We start from the raw sequence: 17247 nt of genomic DNA on the forward strand, positions 1-17247 counted from the left end.
AGATATAGATAGTAGAGCGGGAACAATCGGAAGCATCGCCGGATAAAGAAGTTTTGTAGAATCTTCCAGGGAGAAGCCTGTTGTTGTTCGATTTTCTGTCGAGAGGAGATCAGGACACCTGTTACTAGGAATCCACTCAGAACAAAGAACAGTCGAACGCCTAACCATCCCCAAGGAATTTGCAACCGAATCGGATCTTCAGGGCTTAAAAAGTGCGTGATCATCACCCCAAACATTGCAAACGATCGTAAGCTGTCGAGTTGGGGCATGTAGCTTAGAACGGCTGAACGATTTCCTTTCATGTGATGATTGTCCTTCAGTGAATTGTGCAATGTCTGTATGCACCCAGCCAGCTTGAAGGCTCATCGTCTAATGTGTGCTACTGTTTCTCGCTCTGAAGAAAGTCCGTTGAATAAGTTCCTGATTTTGAACAATATTTTGGAACCATGTCATTGCTCCAAAATTCTCTGGATCATTGCAGTAACTCGTTTCAGTGCTTGCCCGTCACAATCACCCGCAAAATCTTGAATCAATCGGCATTGTCCTGCAAACAGCTGTTTTGCTTGTGCCTCCGTCACTTGCTCCAGGTTTTCCAAAGTCGTGCGCAGCATTTCAGCGGTATAACCGGGTAGTGCAGCCTGATATTTCACAAAGGGCATCACAGGTTCTGAAGCTGCAAAATGGGCGTGAACCACAATCTTGCCAAAGAACATTGCTTCTAGTCCCACAGTTGAATCTTCTGAAATCACAACACTTGCCTCAGGAATCAGCGAGCGCACACTATCACTGGACATCAAAACTCGATGACGAGCGGAATGTTGGTCGATTGTAGATTGATAGAGTGTCACATCATCCAAGGGATGCGGCTTAATTACTAAGCGTGCATTCGGCAATCGTGAGAGCGCCATCAGTAAAGCATTGAGAATCTCAATGCCTTCTTGAGGATGGCGTGAAGGAAGATAGCATTTTTCGGGCGCATGGGGACGAGTTGCCCAGAGCCAATAGGATCCAGATCGATCCATCTGAGTGGGTGGTGTCAGCTCATCATAGTCTGGATTGCCATTCACCTGAAGTTGAATTGGCTGCCAAGCTGATCGCGTTTGATAACGGTGTAATCGGGATACTCCCCAAACGCTGACATAGTCCGCGTAAGCCTCTTCCAAACAGTACTGCTCACAGTCCAATCCATGCTGCGTCATGATTGTGGGAATACCGAGTTTGCGCCCAACCAGAACATAGCTCTGGACTGGAAAATGATTGTCGGCAAACAGGAGAATCGCTTTGGGGCGAAGCAGTGAGAGTTCAGCTTCAATCTGTTCGGTTCGGAGCAAGAGTTGAGCAATTTGCGATCGCAGTTCGATCACATCATGCTGGATCAATTCGATGCCTTGTTGTTTTAATCCGGTGATGATGCCGTGATGCAGCGATTCCACTTGCGACAGATTCGGTGAGTCTGCACTGAGTGGCAACCGAATGGGATGAATGGTTGGAAGCTGACTAAAGTGACTCGCTTGAGGCGTAACGACTGTGAAAGACTCAGCCAGCGATCGCACAACTGTGTGTAAGGTCGGATGCCAACAAGGTACATACAGACTGTTTTTTGTCGGCAGCGATCGAATATCTTGCCACGCTGCAAATCGACTCAGTGCTTGTTTGCAACCAAACTTGAGTCGATTCGGATGGGGCTGGATTGGATCAGCAACGGGTTTTAATCGGACTTGCTCGAATGCAAACCGTTCGGGATGCTGAGCGCGAATCGATCGAGCTACTTTATCCCACAGAAAACAGCGCGTTAATTCACTGTAATCGATGCCAGCGATCACTGGATTGACCGAAGTATCGTTCGACCAGTTGCAGACTGCCTCCCAGAAAAAGCGATCGCGATCTGCAACGGTTGAATCGAGTAGAGAGAAGTTCATCAGGTATGCATGCTGGTTTTCTGAACAAGCCGAGAACGATAGAATTTCACGCGATCGATCTGATGAGTTAACCACCGCAGGAAATCGAATTTTGTGCCATCCCAAGTTCGCCAAACCCAGTTAACCGGACGGCGAATCAGTTTTGGCATTTCTCCTAACGCTTTGATTCTGGGTAAAATTCCTTTGCGCTCCAAGGCAATTTCAAGCGTTTCTTTCGGCACAAATCCCGCATCCAACGCTTCTAAGTAAAATCGCTCCCACAAATCGCTAATATCATTGTGATCAAAGCGCCAAGGCTGGTCGGTCAAATCAGTGAAATGCACCAGCTTAGAATCTCGATCAATACGATTGAGATGATTCCATTCGCAGGGAAGAGCAACAACTTCACAGTTAAAGTAGCGTCGAAAATCCTCACCTAAGTTCATTAAGCTGACGGATGAGAACGCATTTTGATCCATCAGATCGACAAGTTGATGGAGCTTCCAAGGGGTCTTTTCACAATCGATGACCATCACGCTTGATAGATAGAGAATCTCAGGAGTCTCGATCAACGGCTTCAAGAAATAGTCAATATAGTACTGATGACATTTGACGTCTTTAATCTTAACCGCTGCAAGTGCTTTACCTGCTAAATCATAGTTCCAGAGTTCAGAAACATCAGAGATAGCAAGCTGATCCGAATCAAAGTACAAAGCACGCCCTTTGTGATCACACCACTCTGGAATCGCCCAGCGGGCATACGAAAATGCGGTCGCTTCTGGAATGCGATCGGCAAGACCATCAGGAAGTGCTCTAACTTCACCCGTTTTCAGATTCTTCACGCTGCCTGTGATGCCATTGATCACATGAATATCAAGTGGAGCACGCGTGTACTTTTGCAGTGTGTAACGCATGACCGCTTCTTCAACCGAATTTTTCAGGCTAGATCCGATGAAAATCCGAATAGGTTCGACAGAATTCGTTTGCATAGCTTTAGTTATCGATGAACAATTTTTTTCACCAGCGATCGCAGTTTTGCACTCGGGGAGGGTTTGACTTCGGGAAATTCGAAAATAATGTTGAACAATCGTCGGTAGACTCCTTCAGGACAGTTCAGAGGCTCAACTCCATGCCAGCCATTCGGATCATTCTTAAATAAGAAACTGCGATTATCCAGGATGCTCGATGCTTCTACCTTTCCAAAATCAGACACATCTGGATTCAAGCTCTCTGTCCGTTTATCGCTGAGCACTAACGTTGCTCCACCCCATTCAGGCTTCCAGGTTTCGCTCGTATTGAAGTAGAGAATGTGTGTCCCGATTTTATCGGGAGAGTCCATATGAGGTGACACTTCACAGCCATTAAAGCCGACGTGCCACGCATATCGAACAGTGTATTGAGACACTCCGAACAAAGATTTGATCAAAGTATGATAGTCTTCGTTCGTTTCTAAGTCGGTAATGAACTGCTGCCACACTAGCGGAAGCTCGTTGTGTCTAACAATTCCCTTATCACTCTTTTCAATGTATTTGCCGTGATAGATTGAGCTTTCATACGCCAGATAGTAGCGATTGTGGGGACGTTGCCCATACGCTCGTTCGATACCCGAATGCTTCTCGAAGAGTTCAAGCGATGGAAAATCTCGATCAAGGGCTGCAAATCCTTCGGGTGTGAGAAGGTCCTCAACATTTTGCCATGGATAAGGTTTGCGATCGAGAAACGCTTGTCGATCAAACGATTCCAGTCGTGCTCGGTCAATGAATGTTTGAGATAATGTCTTCATCGGTATTACTCAGGTTGCGAAAATAACTTCTGCTTGAATCGTTGTCTTAAGGCAGGTTGCTCTTGTACGAATTCTTTCAGCGATTGCAGCAGAATTTTTAATTTGCCTTGAATCAAGAGGAGAAATGCGGTTAATCCTGATTGCTCACGATATGCTAAATGCGCTGTCCAGAACGGTAGGATCAATCGTTTGCGCGCGCCTTTAAAGTGGAGAGCTTTCACATGTGAAAGCGGCAATAAAATTGACTTAAACATGTTTTCTGGCGAGAAGTTATATCGCTCGCAAGGCAGCATCAAAAAATCATATTCTCCAACTGAAATCAGATCTGAAGCTCTCTGCCAAAACCGATCTCGCCCAACCGTATCGATCAGAATATATTGATCCCCGTACCACAATTCGCTTAGATACTCGCGGCAATAGAGATCGATCAGTTGGTCAAAGAATTGAACTAGCTTTTGTTGATCGCCGTTATTTTTCACATAAATCAATCCAGAGTTAAACGGCATCTCTAAATTGTCGCGATAGGTCAAGCCAACATCAAAGGCTTGCTCGAATAACGGATCAAGATTTGCATTAATGAGCACATCTGAATCTGCCAAAATACAATGAGAATTTGGCTTACTCTCTTGAGCAATGAATTCGCGTAAAGCTCGAACTTTACTCAGGGTGACCTTATCCGATTCAAGCTCATATCGACAAACTCGAATATTCGGATCGAGATCCAGTAAGTTCGTTTTTTGATCGGTCAGCAAGACAAATTCACAGCTTGGATGAAAGATTTTTGCTGATCGTGCAAGCAGTTCAATCATTCGCATATAATCGCGCTTGCGATCTAAAAGAATGTTCTGATTCGCAATCAGCTCAGAAGCTTCTTTCGTGGGATCAAGATGAAACGTTAAGAAAGTAATCACTCTTTTATCCCTCTTGGCTGACTTTCCATTCCACAGGCTGATAAAACGCACAATTGCTCATGTTTTGCTCGGTTTCAACCATGAATCGGAATGACTCCACCGCATCCAACATATATAGCCGATCGCGTCGAATACTCAGCTTCATGATGTATACCCCGGGCTTTAAGCCGCAGTAAGGAAGCACCATCTGAATTTGATTGTGACCTGGCAAAACATTAATCGTTTGTTGGGTCTTTAAGTTACTCAGGAGTTGTACCCATTCCCCCTCACCGAATTGCTCTTTCAGCAACACATCAATTGTGAGATCGTTGATCGCATCATGCGCTACACAGTCAATACAAAAACGTGTAAGCTCCCCGGTTCGCACCACGGTAAGCGGATGACCTTCAGCATCTTGAAACGAGAGTGCCGTGATATCCAGTCCTAAACTTTCGTCCGGAGACCGTTTAGGAAGCGCGATCGCGCCAACTGTTTTCTCAACTTCACCCAGAAACAAATCCGACTCATACTGAGTGATCACTCTCTCGACTGCACCCGTTGCAATTAACTTGCCTTGATTGATATACACACCAGACTCACAAACGCCCAAAATCGAATTGGCATTGTGAGACACTAAGACAAAAGAAGTACCCTGGCGCTGAAGTTCATTCAACATTCGATAGCACTTACAGCGAAATCGAACATCTCCAACTGCTAATACTTCATCAATGAGCAAAATGTCGGGTTTTGTATAAATGGCACAAGCAAACCCCAAACGAGCCGCCATCCCAGAACTATAAGTCTGAACCGGAGAATCGAGCGCATCCCCAATCTCCGCGAAATCGATAACTTCATCTAAGCGATCGAGAATTTCCCGCCGCGTCAGACCTAAAATCGACATGTTCGCAAAGATATTCTCACGCCCAGTGAGCACTGGATTAAAGCCTGCTCCTAATGCAATCAGCGGCGCAACCCGCCCGCGCACCTCAACTTCGCCCATATCCGGTTTAATCAACCCGGCAATGATGCGCAGCAAGGTCGATTTGCCGCTCCCATTCTTACCGATGAGTCCAATCGATTCGCCGCGTCGAACTTGAAAGCTCACGCGATCAAGCGCCCAGAATTCTCTAGGACGGAGTGTACTCGCTTGCTGACGTAATCCGCTGAGTTCTAATGCGATGTCTTGGACACCATAGAGCAGCGATCGCTTCAAGTCCCGACAGAATCGTTTAGAAACTCCATTCACCGATAACACCACTTCATCTTTATCTAAAGCTGGTTCTATCGGCGTCTCTGGACTGACAACATTAACCATTACGAACTAATCCGCTCAACTACAAAAGGCATTCCTAGGCGATACACAATCCAAGCAATGAATAAACCCACAAACCCAATCACACTCGCAATCCAAAACCCTTGTGGATCAGAAATGATTCCCGTCGTGGCTAATTCTCTAGTCGTGACCAAGAGAGGGGTCACGGGATTGAGCTTGACAATCAGCCCGAAGATGCCGCCTGTCGGAACCGGATACACCACAGGCGTGATAAACAACCACAATCCCGTGACTAATGTCAGTGCCATTGTGATATCGCGATACAGGACACTCATTGGAGCCAGCAACAATCCCAGAAAAGTTCCTAGTACGACGAGATGAATCAGGGCGACGGGTGCAATCAGCACGCTTAACCCTACCGGAATTTGAAACCAAAGAAACAATCCGATAATCAACACCAGTTTAATTCCAAAGTTAAAAGTAACTTCTCCCAGCTTTGCCAGAATTAGAGCTTCTCTTGGAAAGTTCACTCGCGACATCATTGTAGAAGCAGTTGAGACAGCTTGAACAGGTCCCGTTAATGCTTCGATAAAGGTTTGCCAAAGCGTCATACTAAACATGACATAGGCGGGATAAGGCAACGGAGTCTCGCCTATGTTAATCACCCCACCACTTTTAGCAAACGAAAACCCGATCGCGGTAATGACTGGTGGAATCACTGCCCATCCTAATCCTAAAATAGACTGACGATATTTTGCACGAATATCGCGCACCATAAGCTGTCGAGCGAGTTCACGCGATGCTAGCAAATCGTGCCACATTTCACGCAACAGTTGAAGCGGTCGGCGCATCTGGCTCTCTGGGCGATGCACAACAATCCGCGAAGAACGAGGAATTTTTCTCATGTAGCTTTAGCGATCGACTGGGGTAAAAAATTGCTGATTCTGACTGAAATAGCTCGGCTTTCGACCCGATAGCGACTGCCGAATCGCCTTGACTTGCTGAAGGATCGGGAGAACAATCGCTTTGATGCGCTGTTTCAGGCTGATCGCTGCTGAAGGTTTTGCAGCTTCTGTGTTCGCATAGTTCCACTTGATCAAAGCATAGTCGCTTTGCTGGGGTGGAGTTTGATTAATCGGAACCGCTTTGATGCGCTCTGCCAAGATTAACAAAGAGGTACGGCAACCATTTACAACATAAACCCGCGATCGCACATTAGCTGGATCAGCAACTTCGTACCATTGATTCGTTCCCACCTCGTACACCACCATCCGCTTGACCCGAAATCCATTCTCTTCAGAGAGCACTCGGTAGTAAAGCTCTGGACTGAATTGGTAAAAGCCATGCCCAGACCAGTTATTTGTGGGAGTGTGAATTAAAAGATGTCCACCAACCTTGACCATTTCCATCGCATTTTGAATCGCGGTTGGAAAGTTAAAAATATGCTCTAACGTACCACCATCACAGACAACATCGAATTGCTGATGCTGCTGGGCGTTGATCGGAAAATTCAAGTCATGTAAGACGGTTGCGCCTTCAAAGTCAGACCGATCCATCGAGTCTAACTGAGTCGCGCCTAATGCTTCAAATAATGGCTCTGCAAGTCCTTTCGCTGTGAGTTTTTTCGATTGAGCAACAGTGCGATCAAGTTGCTTTTGCAACACTTCACAGTTTTGCTCATCAACAAACAACGTGAGCCGACCTAGCGTAATCGTGCGATCGAACCGCACTCCATCTTCATACGCTGAAATCAGAAACTTGGCAGTATTGATATCGATTCCCATGACTACCTCATAAAGTGAAACTCTCGAATAGCAGGATAGGTGGTTTTCTGAGCAAACTTCCGCGTGAATTCCCCAACGGAAGGATTGCCATGAGGATGAATCACACCCGTTGCTTGCTGCCAGAGTTCAGTCGGCGCGATCGAGACTTCATACTGATTGTTCTCGAATCGGCGGACATGATACCACTCGCGACTTTGACATTCATCGCACCAAAAGGCTTCTAACCATTCACCACTGAGCATTACCGTCGTTCGGGTGGAAACGGCAAGTAGTGCATATCGACGAGATAGCCCCCGCTCTTGTAATTGTTCTGCTCGATCGGCGTAAATTGGGTGCTTTTGACTAACACTGTGCAAATAGCAGTCGTGTTTAGGGCAATAGATACTTCGCCGTTTAGAACGTTTCCGATTTCGAGCACACCTTCTCTGCAATTCGACCTCCTCTGTCATAGACAAGACTGGTGAAGGTTACGGTTGGAGAGACTGAGATCAACTGACCATCGAAGCCCACTCCATGAAGCAATAGTTAAGTTTTTTATCCAAGCTAGATAGCATTTCGCGAGAAAATGCGGAAATCAGGAAGAATCTAGAACAGAGAGTATAAACTTAATCTTTGATTTTTTTATGTAAAAATACTGCCATTGATAGCTACAAACATCGAATTACTGCTATTCCAGCCTCTACGTGCCTAAGTATGCTGGTGAGAGAAAATACTGATCGCCGTAACCCTCATCTGCACGGAGATAGTGCTGCTTCGGTCTTCACGGAGCTTTAGAGAATCGGCTAATCTGTTGTCTCCGTATTTATCAGGAGAGAAATCGCGATCGTAAAAACTTGATGAAGGCAAATTTAGCCGAAAAGCGACAGCAATTCAGGCAGATCAATCAGGAACCGAAGATTAATTTATTTCAGCAAAATTACGTAACTCTCGCAAGAGAGCCTCCGTACAATTGTGGAATACGGAGAAAGCGAGGAAAGACGTTTGTGCTGATGACAACACAGCGCATTTCTCTGACTATAAATTTAAGTAGAAATACTGGCTTGAAATCTGATTCACTTCTAAGAAGAACCGACGAATATGGCTTTGGAGATAGAGACAAAAGGTTCGATCCTGCTCGTTGATGATGATGTAAATTTTGTAACGCTGATGACTGGATATCTGGCGTTCCAGGGATATCAGGTAACCACTGCCGAGACAGGAACAGAAGCGATCGCGCTTTTGGGCGATGTCAAACCGGATTTGATTATCTCGGATATTGTGATGCCTGAAATGAATGGCTATGTCTTTGCAGAGGCGGTGCGGCAATCGCCGGAGATCAATTGGATTCCGATTATTTTTTTGTCGGCACGTGATCAGAGCCAGGATCGGGTACGAGGATTGAGTGCAGGAGCGACGGTTTATATGGTGAAGCCGTTTGAGTTGGAGGAGTTGATTGCTCAGATTGAGTCGGCTTTACGATCGTCGCAGTTGATGCGGGAAAATCGCGCGAAGCGGACAGAAGCGAAAATTTCTGTCCCGCCTGGAGTGAAGTTGACGAATACAGAGTTAACGGTGGCGCGATTGGTAGCGCAAGGCATGTCGAATCTAGAGATTGCTCAGCGATTGAGTGCAAGTAAGCGGACGATCGAGAGTCATATTAGCCATATGTTGAAGAAGACGCTCTTGAGCAATCGCACAGAACTGTCGCGATGGATTATCGAAAACAACATGGATTGATGCGCGATCACAGTTCTGCCAATACAAATTCAAAACGGTGCGCTTTATTGAACCCCAGGATGGGATCAATAAACGCACCGTCTTGATGCTCAGATTTAGATCTTTGGGAGAGCGCACAAGATCTTTACTCTCCAAGCGATTAAGCCAAATCAAACACTAAAATTTCAGCGAGATCTTGCCCAACAAATTCCACGTGCGATACGTCCTCGATCGCAACTGCATCCCCCGCTGTTAGAGAAACACCATTGACGATCGCAGAACCCCGTGCGACTTGTACCCACAGATGACGATCGCGATCGACCTCATGCTTCACCGCTTCACCTGCACCTAAAATCGTGGCATAGAGATTGAGATCTTGATGAGCGGTCACAGAACCATCTCGCCCATCTTGAGACGCAATTAACCGCAATTGTCCTCGTCTCTCTTCCAACGGGAAAAACTTTTGCTCGTATCCCGGCTCTAAACCTGCTCGCTCTGGCAGTACCCAAATTTGCAAAAGATGAACCGTCTCAGTCTTCGAGGCGTTGTACTCACTATGCGTCACACCTGTTCCAGCGCTCATCCGCTGCACTTCGCCGGGACGAATCACAGACTGATTCCCCATGCTGTCTTTGTGCTCTAATGCGCCCTCCAACACATAAGTAATGATCTCCATATCCCGGTGCGAATGCGGCGCAAATCCACCCCCACCCGCGACTCGATCTTCATTAATGACGCGCAGATTCCGAAACCCCATATGAGCCGGATCGTAATAGCTCGCAAACGAAAAAGTGTGATACGAATCTAACCAACCGTGATTTGCATGTCCGCGATCGTTGGCTTTACGAAGTGTCAGCATAAACCCTCCTAATGTCTAAGTCAGAACTGTTTGAATTCGTACTTTGTTAGTCCAAGATAACATAGGAATAGTTTTAATGCAAACAATCGCTTGGTTGTAAAAAGAGTGACTGCGATCGACCTAGACCCTTTGCAGGCACTCTTTATGAATTCACAATTGATAGAAATCAGATCTTCTGCACACAAGCACCCTGAAACGATCGTGCTTACACTGCCCCGACTACTCGCCAATTTTGAGCGGGGCGAGGAGCATTGTTCACGACGACTCCCGATGCAAAATCTAGATCATCGAGATACCAAATTCCTTGCTCACCCGTCTCAAAGTTTTGCCAAATCAAATCAGCATGACCATCATCATTGAGATTCTCAGTCTTGACGAGCTTCCAAGGTGAATTACTGCCGAGCTTTGGCGCATTCTCAACCATGCCACTATAGCTAAAATCCTTGCCATCTAAAATCCAGAATCCGGTTTCATCTATCACCTCGTTCCGCCATAGCAAATCCAAATAGCCATAGCTATCCACCGCATCAATCAGCTTCCATTGTGAATTGCTGCCTAACACAGGTGCACCTGACACAAATTCACTCCCAACAAACTGATAGTTCGCGTCGAATGTCCAAAGAGCAGTTTCATCCGTTGCTTGATTTCGCCAAACTAAAGTTGTTTGATCACAATCCCCTAAGAAAACGTGCGAGATTAGCTCCCAGCTAGAATTACTGCCCAGTTTCGGTGCACCTCCTAAGAACGCACTGGACACAAACTGATTGTTTTGTATCGTCCAGACTCCAGTTTCGTCAGTCACTTGATTGCGCCAGAGATATTGAATACCACCACCCGGTTTGGCGATCGCATCAATCAGCGTCCAAGGAGAATTCGGCGGAATTGCGGGTGCGCCCTCGATGCCACGACCATTAATAAAGGTTGCACCGAGCGGATTGCTCTCAATGTCCCAAGTGCCACTAGTATCATCACTGTCATTTGCCCAAACTAGAGTATTGGTCGAGGGCGCTTGAGTGCTTGCAGCAGACTGCGGGATGACTGTTGGAAGTTCTTCTAAATCGATCGAAACAACCCCTACAATTTGCCAATTTGCATCTGGACGAGGTGCATTTTTGATGAATTCACTCGACGTGAAGTCTGACCCATTCAAAAACCAAACAGCTTGCTCGCCGCTCGTGCGATTTTGCCAGATCAAGTCCGCGCTCTTGTTGCCATCTACATCGACAAATTTTGCGAGTTCCCAGGGCGAATTACTGCCCAGTTTGGGAAGATTTGCCACAAAAGCGCTACTACTAAAGTTTGAGCCATCAAACTTCCAAATCGCAGTTTCATCGGTCGTCTGGTTGCGCCAGAGCAATTCTAATTGATTGCCATTCCCGAGTGCATCAATGAGCTGCCAAGCAGAATTTGCGCCAAGTCCAGGAGCATTTTCCAAGAAAGCTCCAGACTGAAATACGCCTGTTTCATTGAACTTCCAGATAGCCGTTTGATCCGTAACCTGGTTACGCCAAACGAGAGTTGGGCTATCGGAGATCGTTACACCGCCTACGAGTCTCCAAGGAGAATTGCTGCCCAAAGATGGGGCACCTGTGAGCAAAAATCCGTCTTCAAAGTCTATTCCATCTACCGTCCAGATGGCGGTTTGATCAGTAACAGCATTGCGCCACAGTAACGTGTTCTCACCGCCTGTAAACCCACCTGCATCAACCAGTTTCCAGTCAGAGTTACTGCCGAGCGGTGGCATGTTTCTAAATGCTGCACCAATTTGAAAGGTTGTGCCTTGAATGCCCCACGCCCCAGTCTCATCAAGTGCATCATTCCGCCAGATGAAAGCGGTAGCTCGACTTTGAAGTAATGAAGATTTAGAACCTGATGCAACTGGATCTTCAAAATCAGGTGCACTGTGCCCACATCCGTATTGACTCGTACTTAAAGATACTGCCTCGCTGAGTGGAGACTTCACTTCAAGAGATGTTGTCATAGCAATTGTTTCTACCGTAATTAGAACAGAACTAGCGATAGTTCTAGGCTGATCATAGGGTTGAACCTAATAGTTCGGGTGTGAAGTGTATATGAAATCACATTAAGCAGTAGTGAAATCACGGTTTTTTTACGCTGACTCTTCCTAGCCCCCGTAAAGATTCGCTTGTCTTGCAATTCGCCGTAGATTGATAGATTGATCAAATCTTCAGCCATCTACTTTATCGATTCAAAAATCACTTGGTGACTTTAACGAATGATGAGGGTACGACTGAATTCATACAGCATTGACTAACTACTCATTATTTTTGGAGAAATATAAAGAATTGATGAGGCAACCGCAATATAACGGAAAAAATTCGCGCAATTTTGCAGGAAAATACGAAGGCTGTGAAGATTTTTTGTGATTAAATGACCTTGACTGATTTTTGTCTAACGCTATGTTTCGTTGCGCAACAAAATCAGTGCAGTTCGCATCTGCCGATAACTCTTCACACACAAGGAGAAAAGAATGGCGCAAGGATGGAGGTCTTTACTTGTTCAATCACGGTTCGCATTGAAACGATTCTGGGTCGTTCTGGTCTTGGGATTTTTAGGTGCGATCGCATTGTCCTGGGGTCAACATGGCTTACTCGCGATCGAGGCGAATTTACAAGCGACTGGCAATAGCTGGCAAGGTGCGTCATTCCCACTTGAAAATTTTCAAGGGTATACTTCTCCATTTGGCTATCGAATGTCTCCCGATGGTTCTTACAGCCGTGAATTCCATCGGGGTTTAGATATGGCAGCACCAGAAGGCAGCTATATTCGCAGTTGGTGGACGGGCAAGGTTGTTGAAGTTTCAGACAATAGCGCCTGTGGAACTTCAGTAGTCATTGAATCGGGTTCCTGGGAGCATATTTACTGTCATATGCAAGGCTCAGCCGGTCGGGACGGGCAAGGCAAGTATATTCAGTCCGGTGATGTCCGTATCTATGAAGGTCAGATGTTGCCAGCAGGTGAACGAATTGGTCGGGTCGGTATGACCGGACGCACAACAGGACCCCATTTACACTGGGGGTTGAAATACTCAAGCCAATGGGTTGATCCAGCACTGGTGCTGCGAGCTATGTATGCCGAGCAAGGCAGAGGTTAATTGCGTTTAGATTGAGATCGCTCGCACCCTCTACAAAATTAATTTGCTGTTTTCAGTTCATCGATCAACTGTTCTAGTTGGTCGATGTTTGCTTTGTAGACTTCGCCACAGAAATGACAGGTGGCTTCTGCACCGTTGTCTTTTTCGATCATGTCGCGAAGTTCGGCTTCTCCTAACAGTTTGAGTGCGCCTAAAACGCGATCGAAAGAGCATCCACAGTGAAATCTTACAAGCTGCGTTTCCGGGAAAATTTCTAAGCCCATATCTCCAAGCAGTTCTTCAAAGATCATGGGTAGGGTTTTACCCGCTTGTAGGAGTGGTGTAAATCCTTGCAGGGAAGACAGTCGAGATTCGAGCAGGGCAACTAATTCGGGATCGCTTGCTGCTTTGGGCAAGATCTGAATCAATAATCCGCCAGCAGCTTGCACGCCATTTCCGTCTACAAATACTCCTAAGAAGAGAGCGGAAGGCGTTTGTTCAGACGTTGCGAGATAGTGAGTGAGATCATCTCCAATTTCACCGGAAACAAGTTCAACAGTACTCGAGTAGGGATATCCATAGCCTACATCTCGAATCACGTAGACGTAGCCATCTTGCCCGATCGCGCCCCCGACATCTAATTTGCCTTGAGCATTGGTTGGCAGTTCGACCCCTGGATTATCGACATAACCGCGCACGGTTCCATCTAATCCCGCATCGACCATCAGCCCACCCATCGGGCCATTGCCTCGAATGCGAATGTTGACGCGCGATTCTGCTCGTTTCATACTCGATGCCAGCAATAGCCCTGCTGACATGGTTCGACCTAGTGCTGCGGTTGCAACATAAGATAATTTGTGACGCTGCCTCGCTTCTTCACAGAGACGGTTTGAAATGACTCCGACTGCTCGAATTCCACCGTCTGCGGCAGTTGCCCGTATTAACTGGTCAGCCATGAAAATCCTTTTCGTTACATCCGTTTGTCTCTCCAATTGTAACGAATGATGAAGGCTAAAAAGTAGGGAGTGGGGAGTAGACTCCCCACTCCCCACCGCCTTACGCTTCGACTAAAGGTTATCTAACTGTTTTTTCAAGTCTTCCAATTCTGCATCAACGGCTGCATCATTGGGTGCTTGAGTTGTCTGAGACTGAGGTGCAGCGGTTCCGGGAAGCGATTGCTGGGGTTGGGCTGAACCTGCGAGCATTTGTTGTTTCATTGCTTCGAGTTCGAGATCGACATCGCCGGATTCGAGTGCTCGGAATTGCGATTCTAAGTCGGCTCCAGCCAATTCTGCGGCGGCTTGTGATCGCGCTTCTAGCTGTAATACTTTGTCTTCCATGCGCTCGAACGCAGCCATCGCTGTGTTGGTGCCCATGTTGTTAACCATGCCTTGCAGTTGCTCTTGCGCTTTGGCAGCACTCGCACGCGCTTTGAGCATGTCTTTTTTCGTCTTCGCCTCGGAAATTTTGCCTTCGAGTGCGATCAGACTCCGCTTAAGCGTATCGACTTGACTCGACTGGGTATCGAGTTGGGTTTTGAGCGCAGTTGCGGTTTCGGTGTGGGTTTTCTTGCGGGTCAAGGCTTCACGGGCTAAGCCTTCATCCCCTTTTTGTAGCGCTAATTGTGCCCGCTGTTGCCAATTATTGGATTCAGTTTGGGCTTGGTTGTATTGCTGTTGTGTCCGTTTTTGAGAAGCGATCGCTTGCGCCACGGCTTGACGAAGCTGAATCAAATCTTCCTGCATGTCGATGACGGCTTGCTCCAGAATTTTTTCTGGATCTTCTGCCTTGCTCACCATGTCGTTGACATTGGAGCGGACAACTCGGCTAATGCGGTCAAATAATCCCATAGTTCTTTCCTTCTGGCGTTTCTTAGAGTTCAATTGCCGTTATTTATACGGTAGCCCACACCATTGATTTTGCAGCACTTCCGTATGGTTTGCACTGCGGAGTGACCCAACTTAATTTCTTGTAGGATCGAAACCTGCCGAGTATGCAAATTACACAGCCTCTTCTAGTCTAAAAACTTCAGGAGAAAATCGCCTCGTTCCGCAGAATTTTTTTCGCGTTTGATTAAACTAAAGTCAGAATCCGGAGGTTTTATGGTGCAAGCACAAGAGCGACGATACTCGCCGGAAGAGTATTTAGAGCTAGAAACTGAAGCTGAGGCGAGAAGTGAATATCTTGACGGTGAGATTATCCCGATGACAGGCGGAACCCCAAATCATAATCGAATTGCAAAAAATGTGAGTCAAGCTGTGGACTCGGCAATTGGAGATCAAGATTATGAGTCGTTTATGACCGATTTGCGGCTCTGGATTCCCAAGCAGCGAATTTTCACGTATCCAGATGTGATGGTTGTGAAAGGATCGTTAGAGTATTTGGAAAAACGTAAGGATACGATTACAAATCCTTTGGTGATTGTGGAAGTGCTGTCAGACTCGACAAAAAACTACGATCGAGGTGAGAAGTTTGAGTTTTACAGAACGGTAGAAAGTTTTCAGGAGTACATTCTGATCGATCAGTACAAAATCCATGTTGAGCAATTCTCAAAAACCGGAACGCGAAAATGGAGTTTGGAAGAATACGAAGATGAAAATGATACGTTAGCATTTACTTCGATTCCGTTTCAGATGTCGCTATCGGCAATCTATAAGAAGGTGGAGTTTTAGCGATCGAGAACTTCGCCAGCCGTTAATCGCAAATTTGGAAACGTTGGAGATTCGATCAAATCATTGCCGCGAAATTGCTTGAATTGATATTCTCCGCTTTCATCCAAGGTATAAATGCTAAGTGTTGGAGTTTTCGGATCGCCAATGAACCGTTTTCCGCCGAGTGCAGCATAGTCTACAATCCAATACTCAGGAATTCCGAACGCTTCATACCCTGCAAGTTTGGTTAAATAATCATCTCGCCAATTGGTGCTGACTACTTCGACGATTAAACGAATTGAGGCGGCTCTTTCGATGACAGATTCTCGTTCCCATCGGGGTTCATCTGCGATCGCGATTTCGTCTAGTACGATAATGTCTGGCTCATATCCAGATTGATCGAGAACTTTGACGATGCACTCTTTGGGAATGAAGTAGGGGAGTTTTGCTTGTCGAATTGCAGATCCCAAGTCAAACGCCAAATCACCAGAGACTCGTGAATGCCTTCCTCTTGGCTTTGGCATCTCGACAATCACTCCATTGTGTAGTTCGTAGCGAATTCCGGTATTCTCTGGATACCAAGCGATGAACTCATCAAAGCTAATCGGTTTTTCAAGTGCTTGCATGATTGAAAACCTTGATTCGTCTACTGTTAGGATACTCGATCGCCGATCGAATCTTCAGCTTGAAAGAAATCTGCAATGTTTGAGAAATACGATGCAGTTGTGATTTAAATTATGGGCTAAATCGTGATTTGAATTACGGGTTGTTGACTAGTGCATCTGGGCGAAAATAAAGCAGCAGCTTAGTGGGGCTTCGGATCAAAGCCCTGAAACTTCCAGTTGAACGGCTTTGCCATCGTGCAATTGAAGTACCGGATGAAGGCTTGAATCTGCTGCTTGAGATCCTCAGTGGAAGTGAAGTTGCCGCGCCGAATCAGTCGTCTGGTCAGAATACTAAACCAACATTCAATTTGATTGAGCCAAGAGGTATGTTTGGGCACGTAGACGAAGCGAATGCGATGGGTTGGATCACTCAGGAAAGCAGAACGTGAAGCCATCGAGTGTAGGATGCCCGACTTACCCTTGATACCCAAATCCAGGTCTAACTGACAACAGGTTGCCACGAGTCGAACTAAGGAAGCAGATTGATGAGTGTTGAGTTGATCCAGCACAAAGATCCAACTCGCTTCTGGGTCAGTCTCAATCGTATGTGCGATGTGATTGGCAAAGTCGAATTCGGCGCGGGTCGCACCGATTGAAACTTGTCGGATGCCGCCCTGTGCAATCTGCCAAGTAAGGCGTTGAAGCAGAAGTATAT

General features: G+C 46.4%; 18 protein-coding genes. 3 read left to right on the top strand and 15 right to left on the bottom strand.

The genetic code is table 11. The features are described from left to right. The 9 genes from OU814_RS09060 to OU814_RS09100 form a co-directional block, all read right to left on the bottom strand. On the bottom strand, nucleotides 1-302 hold a 302-nt coding region (locus OU814_RS09060), incomplete at its 3' end, for an acyltransferase family protein (protein WP_268182118.1). Nucleotides 303-449: 147 nt separating this feature from the next. Further along, nucleotides 450-1919: a capsular polysaccharide export protein, LipB/KpsS family gene (locus OU814_RS09065; protein WP_268182119.1), complete on the bottom strand. Its 1470-nt coding sequence runs from the start codon at nucleotides 1917-1919 to the stop codon at nucleotides 450-452. Then, on the bottom strand, nucleotides 1919-2887 hold the full coding sequence (locus OU814_RS09070) for a glycosyltransferase (protein WP_190650190.1): 969 nt from the start codon (nucleotides 2885-2887) through the stop codon (nucleotides 1919-1921). Before OU814_RS09070 ends, OU814_RS09065 begins: the two co-directional genes overlap by 1 nt. Before the next feature lie 8 nt (nucleotides 2888-2895). Continuing rightward, nucleotides 2896-3681, bottom strand: a complete 786-nt coding sequence (locus tag OU814_RS09075) for a 2OG-Fe(II) oxygenase family protein (RefSeq protein ID WP_190650192.1) — start codon at nucleotides 3679-3681, stop codon at nucleotides 2896-2898. A gap of 5 nt (nucleotides 3682-3686) precedes the next feature. Beyond that, nucleotides 3687-4592, bottom strand: a complete 906-nt coding sequence (locus OU814_RS09080) for a hypothetical protein (RefSeq protein WP_268182121.1) — start codon at nucleotides 4590-4592, stop codon at nucleotides 3687-3689. Nucleotides 4593-4596: 4 nt separating this feature from the next. Continuing rightward, nucleotides 4597-5886, bottom strand: a complete 1290-nt coding sequence (locus OU814_RS09085) for an ABC transporter ATP-binding protein (protein WP_190650197.1) — start codon at nucleotides 5884-5886, stop codon at nucleotides 4597-4599. Then, nucleotides 5886-6749 (bottom strand): ABC transporter permease, encoded by an 864-nt coding sequence (locus OU814_RS09090; protein WP_199329417.1) that lies wholly within the window; start codon nucleotides 6747-6749, stop codon nucleotides 5886-5888. The genes OU814_RS09085 and OU814_RS09090 overlap by 1 nt, the downstream gene beginning before the upstream one ends. A 6-nt stretch (nucleotides 6750-6755) precedes the next feature. Beyond that, complete coding sequence (locus OU814_RS09095; RefSeq protein WP_190650199.1) at nucleotides 6756-7628, bottom strand: hypothetical protein; 873 nt, start codon at nucleotides 7626-7628, stop codon at nucleotides 6756-6758. A 2-nt stretch (nucleotides 7629-7630) separates the two neighbouring features. Then, nucleotides 7631-7984: a hypothetical protein gene (locus OU814_RS09100; RefSeq protein ID WP_242044331.1), complete on the bottom strand. Its 354-nt coding sequence runs from the start codon at nucleotides 7982-7984 to the stop codon at nucleotides 7631-7633. 721 nt (nucleotides 7985-8705) lie between these two features. Here OU814_RS09100 and OU814_RS09105 point away from each other — a divergent pair. After that, on the top strand, nucleotides 8706-9344 hold the full coding sequence (locus OU814_RS09105; RefSeq protein ID WP_017285645.1) for a response regulator transcription factor: 639 nt from the start codon (nucleotides 8706-8708) through the stop codon (nucleotides 9342-9344). A 139-nt stretch (nucleotides 9345-9483) separates the two neighbouring features. On the opposite strand, the gene OU814_RS09110 is transcribed toward OU814_RS09105, so the two are convergent. After that, entirely contained in the window at nucleotides 9484-10182 is a 699-nt protein-coding gene (locus OU814_RS09110; protein WP_190650203.1) for a pirin family protein, read from the bottom strand. A gap of 205 nt (nucleotides 10183-10387) precedes the next feature. Then, nucleotides 10388-12163 carry a hypothetical protein gene (locus OU814_RS09115; protein ID WP_268182131.1) on the bottom strand — a complete coding sequence of 592 codons (1776 nt, stop codon included), beginning with the start codon at nucleotides 12161-12163 and terminating at the stop codon, nucleotides 10388-10390. 510 nt (nucleotides 12164-12673) lie between these two features. Between OU814_RS09115 and OU814_RS09120 the strand changes: the two genes are divergently transcribed. Continuing rightward, complete coding sequence (locus tag OU814_RS09120) at nucleotides 12674-13297, top strand: M23 family metallopeptidase (RefSeq protein ID WP_017285649.1); 624 nt, start codon at nucleotides 12674-12676, stop codon at nucleotides 13295-13297. Nucleotides 13298-13335: 38 nt separating this feature from the next. Here the strand turns inward: OU814_RS09120 and hslO are convergent, their stop codons facing one another. Further along, nucleotides 13336-14232 carry an Hsp33 family molecular chaperone HslO gene (gene hslO / locus OU814_RS09125; RefSeq protein WP_268182133.1) on the bottom strand — a complete coding sequence of 299 codons (897 nt, stop codon included), beginning with the start codon at nucleotides 14230-14232 and terminating at the stop codon, nucleotides 13336-13338. Nucleotides 14233-14343: 111 nt separating this feature from the next. Next, on the bottom strand, nucleotides 14344-15126 hold the full coding sequence (locus OU814_RS09130) for a PspA/IM30 family protein (protein ID WP_190650208.1): 783 nt from the start codon (nucleotides 15124-15126) through the stop codon (nucleotides 14344-14346). Nucleotides 15127-15378: 252 nt separating this feature from the next. Here OU814_RS09130 and OU814_RS09135 point away from each other — a divergent pair, with 252 nt between their 5' ends. Beyond that, complete coding sequence (locus tag OU814_RS09135; protein WP_017285652.1) at nucleotides 15379-15948, top strand: Uma2 family endonuclease; 570 nt, start codon at nucleotides 15379-15381, stop codon at nucleotides 15946-15948. On the opposite strand, the gene OU814_RS09140 is transcribed toward OU814_RS09135, so the two are convergent. Beyond that, a complete protein-coding gene (locus OU814_RS09140; protein WP_268182134.1) occupies nucleotides 15945-16553 on the bottom strand; it encodes a Uma2 family endonuclease in 609 nt (202 codons plus the stop codon). The two genes, OU814_RS09135 and OU814_RS09140, sit on opposite strands and share 4 nt — an antisense overlap. 179 nt (nucleotides 16554-16732) lie before the next feature. Then, nucleotides 16733-17245, bottom strand: a complete 513-nt coding sequence (locus OU814_RS09145) for a transposase (protein WP_326498305.1) — start codon at nucleotides 17243-17245, stop codon at nucleotides 16733-16735. Between the last annotated feature and the right edge of the window lie 2 nt (nucleotides 17246-17247).

Source organism: Leptolyngbya sp. GGD, from assembly GCF_026735145.1.
GTDB classification, from domain to species: Bacteria; Cyanobacteriota; Cyanobacteriia; order Leptolyngbyales; family Leptolyngbyaceae; genus Leptolyngbya; species Leptolyngbya boryana.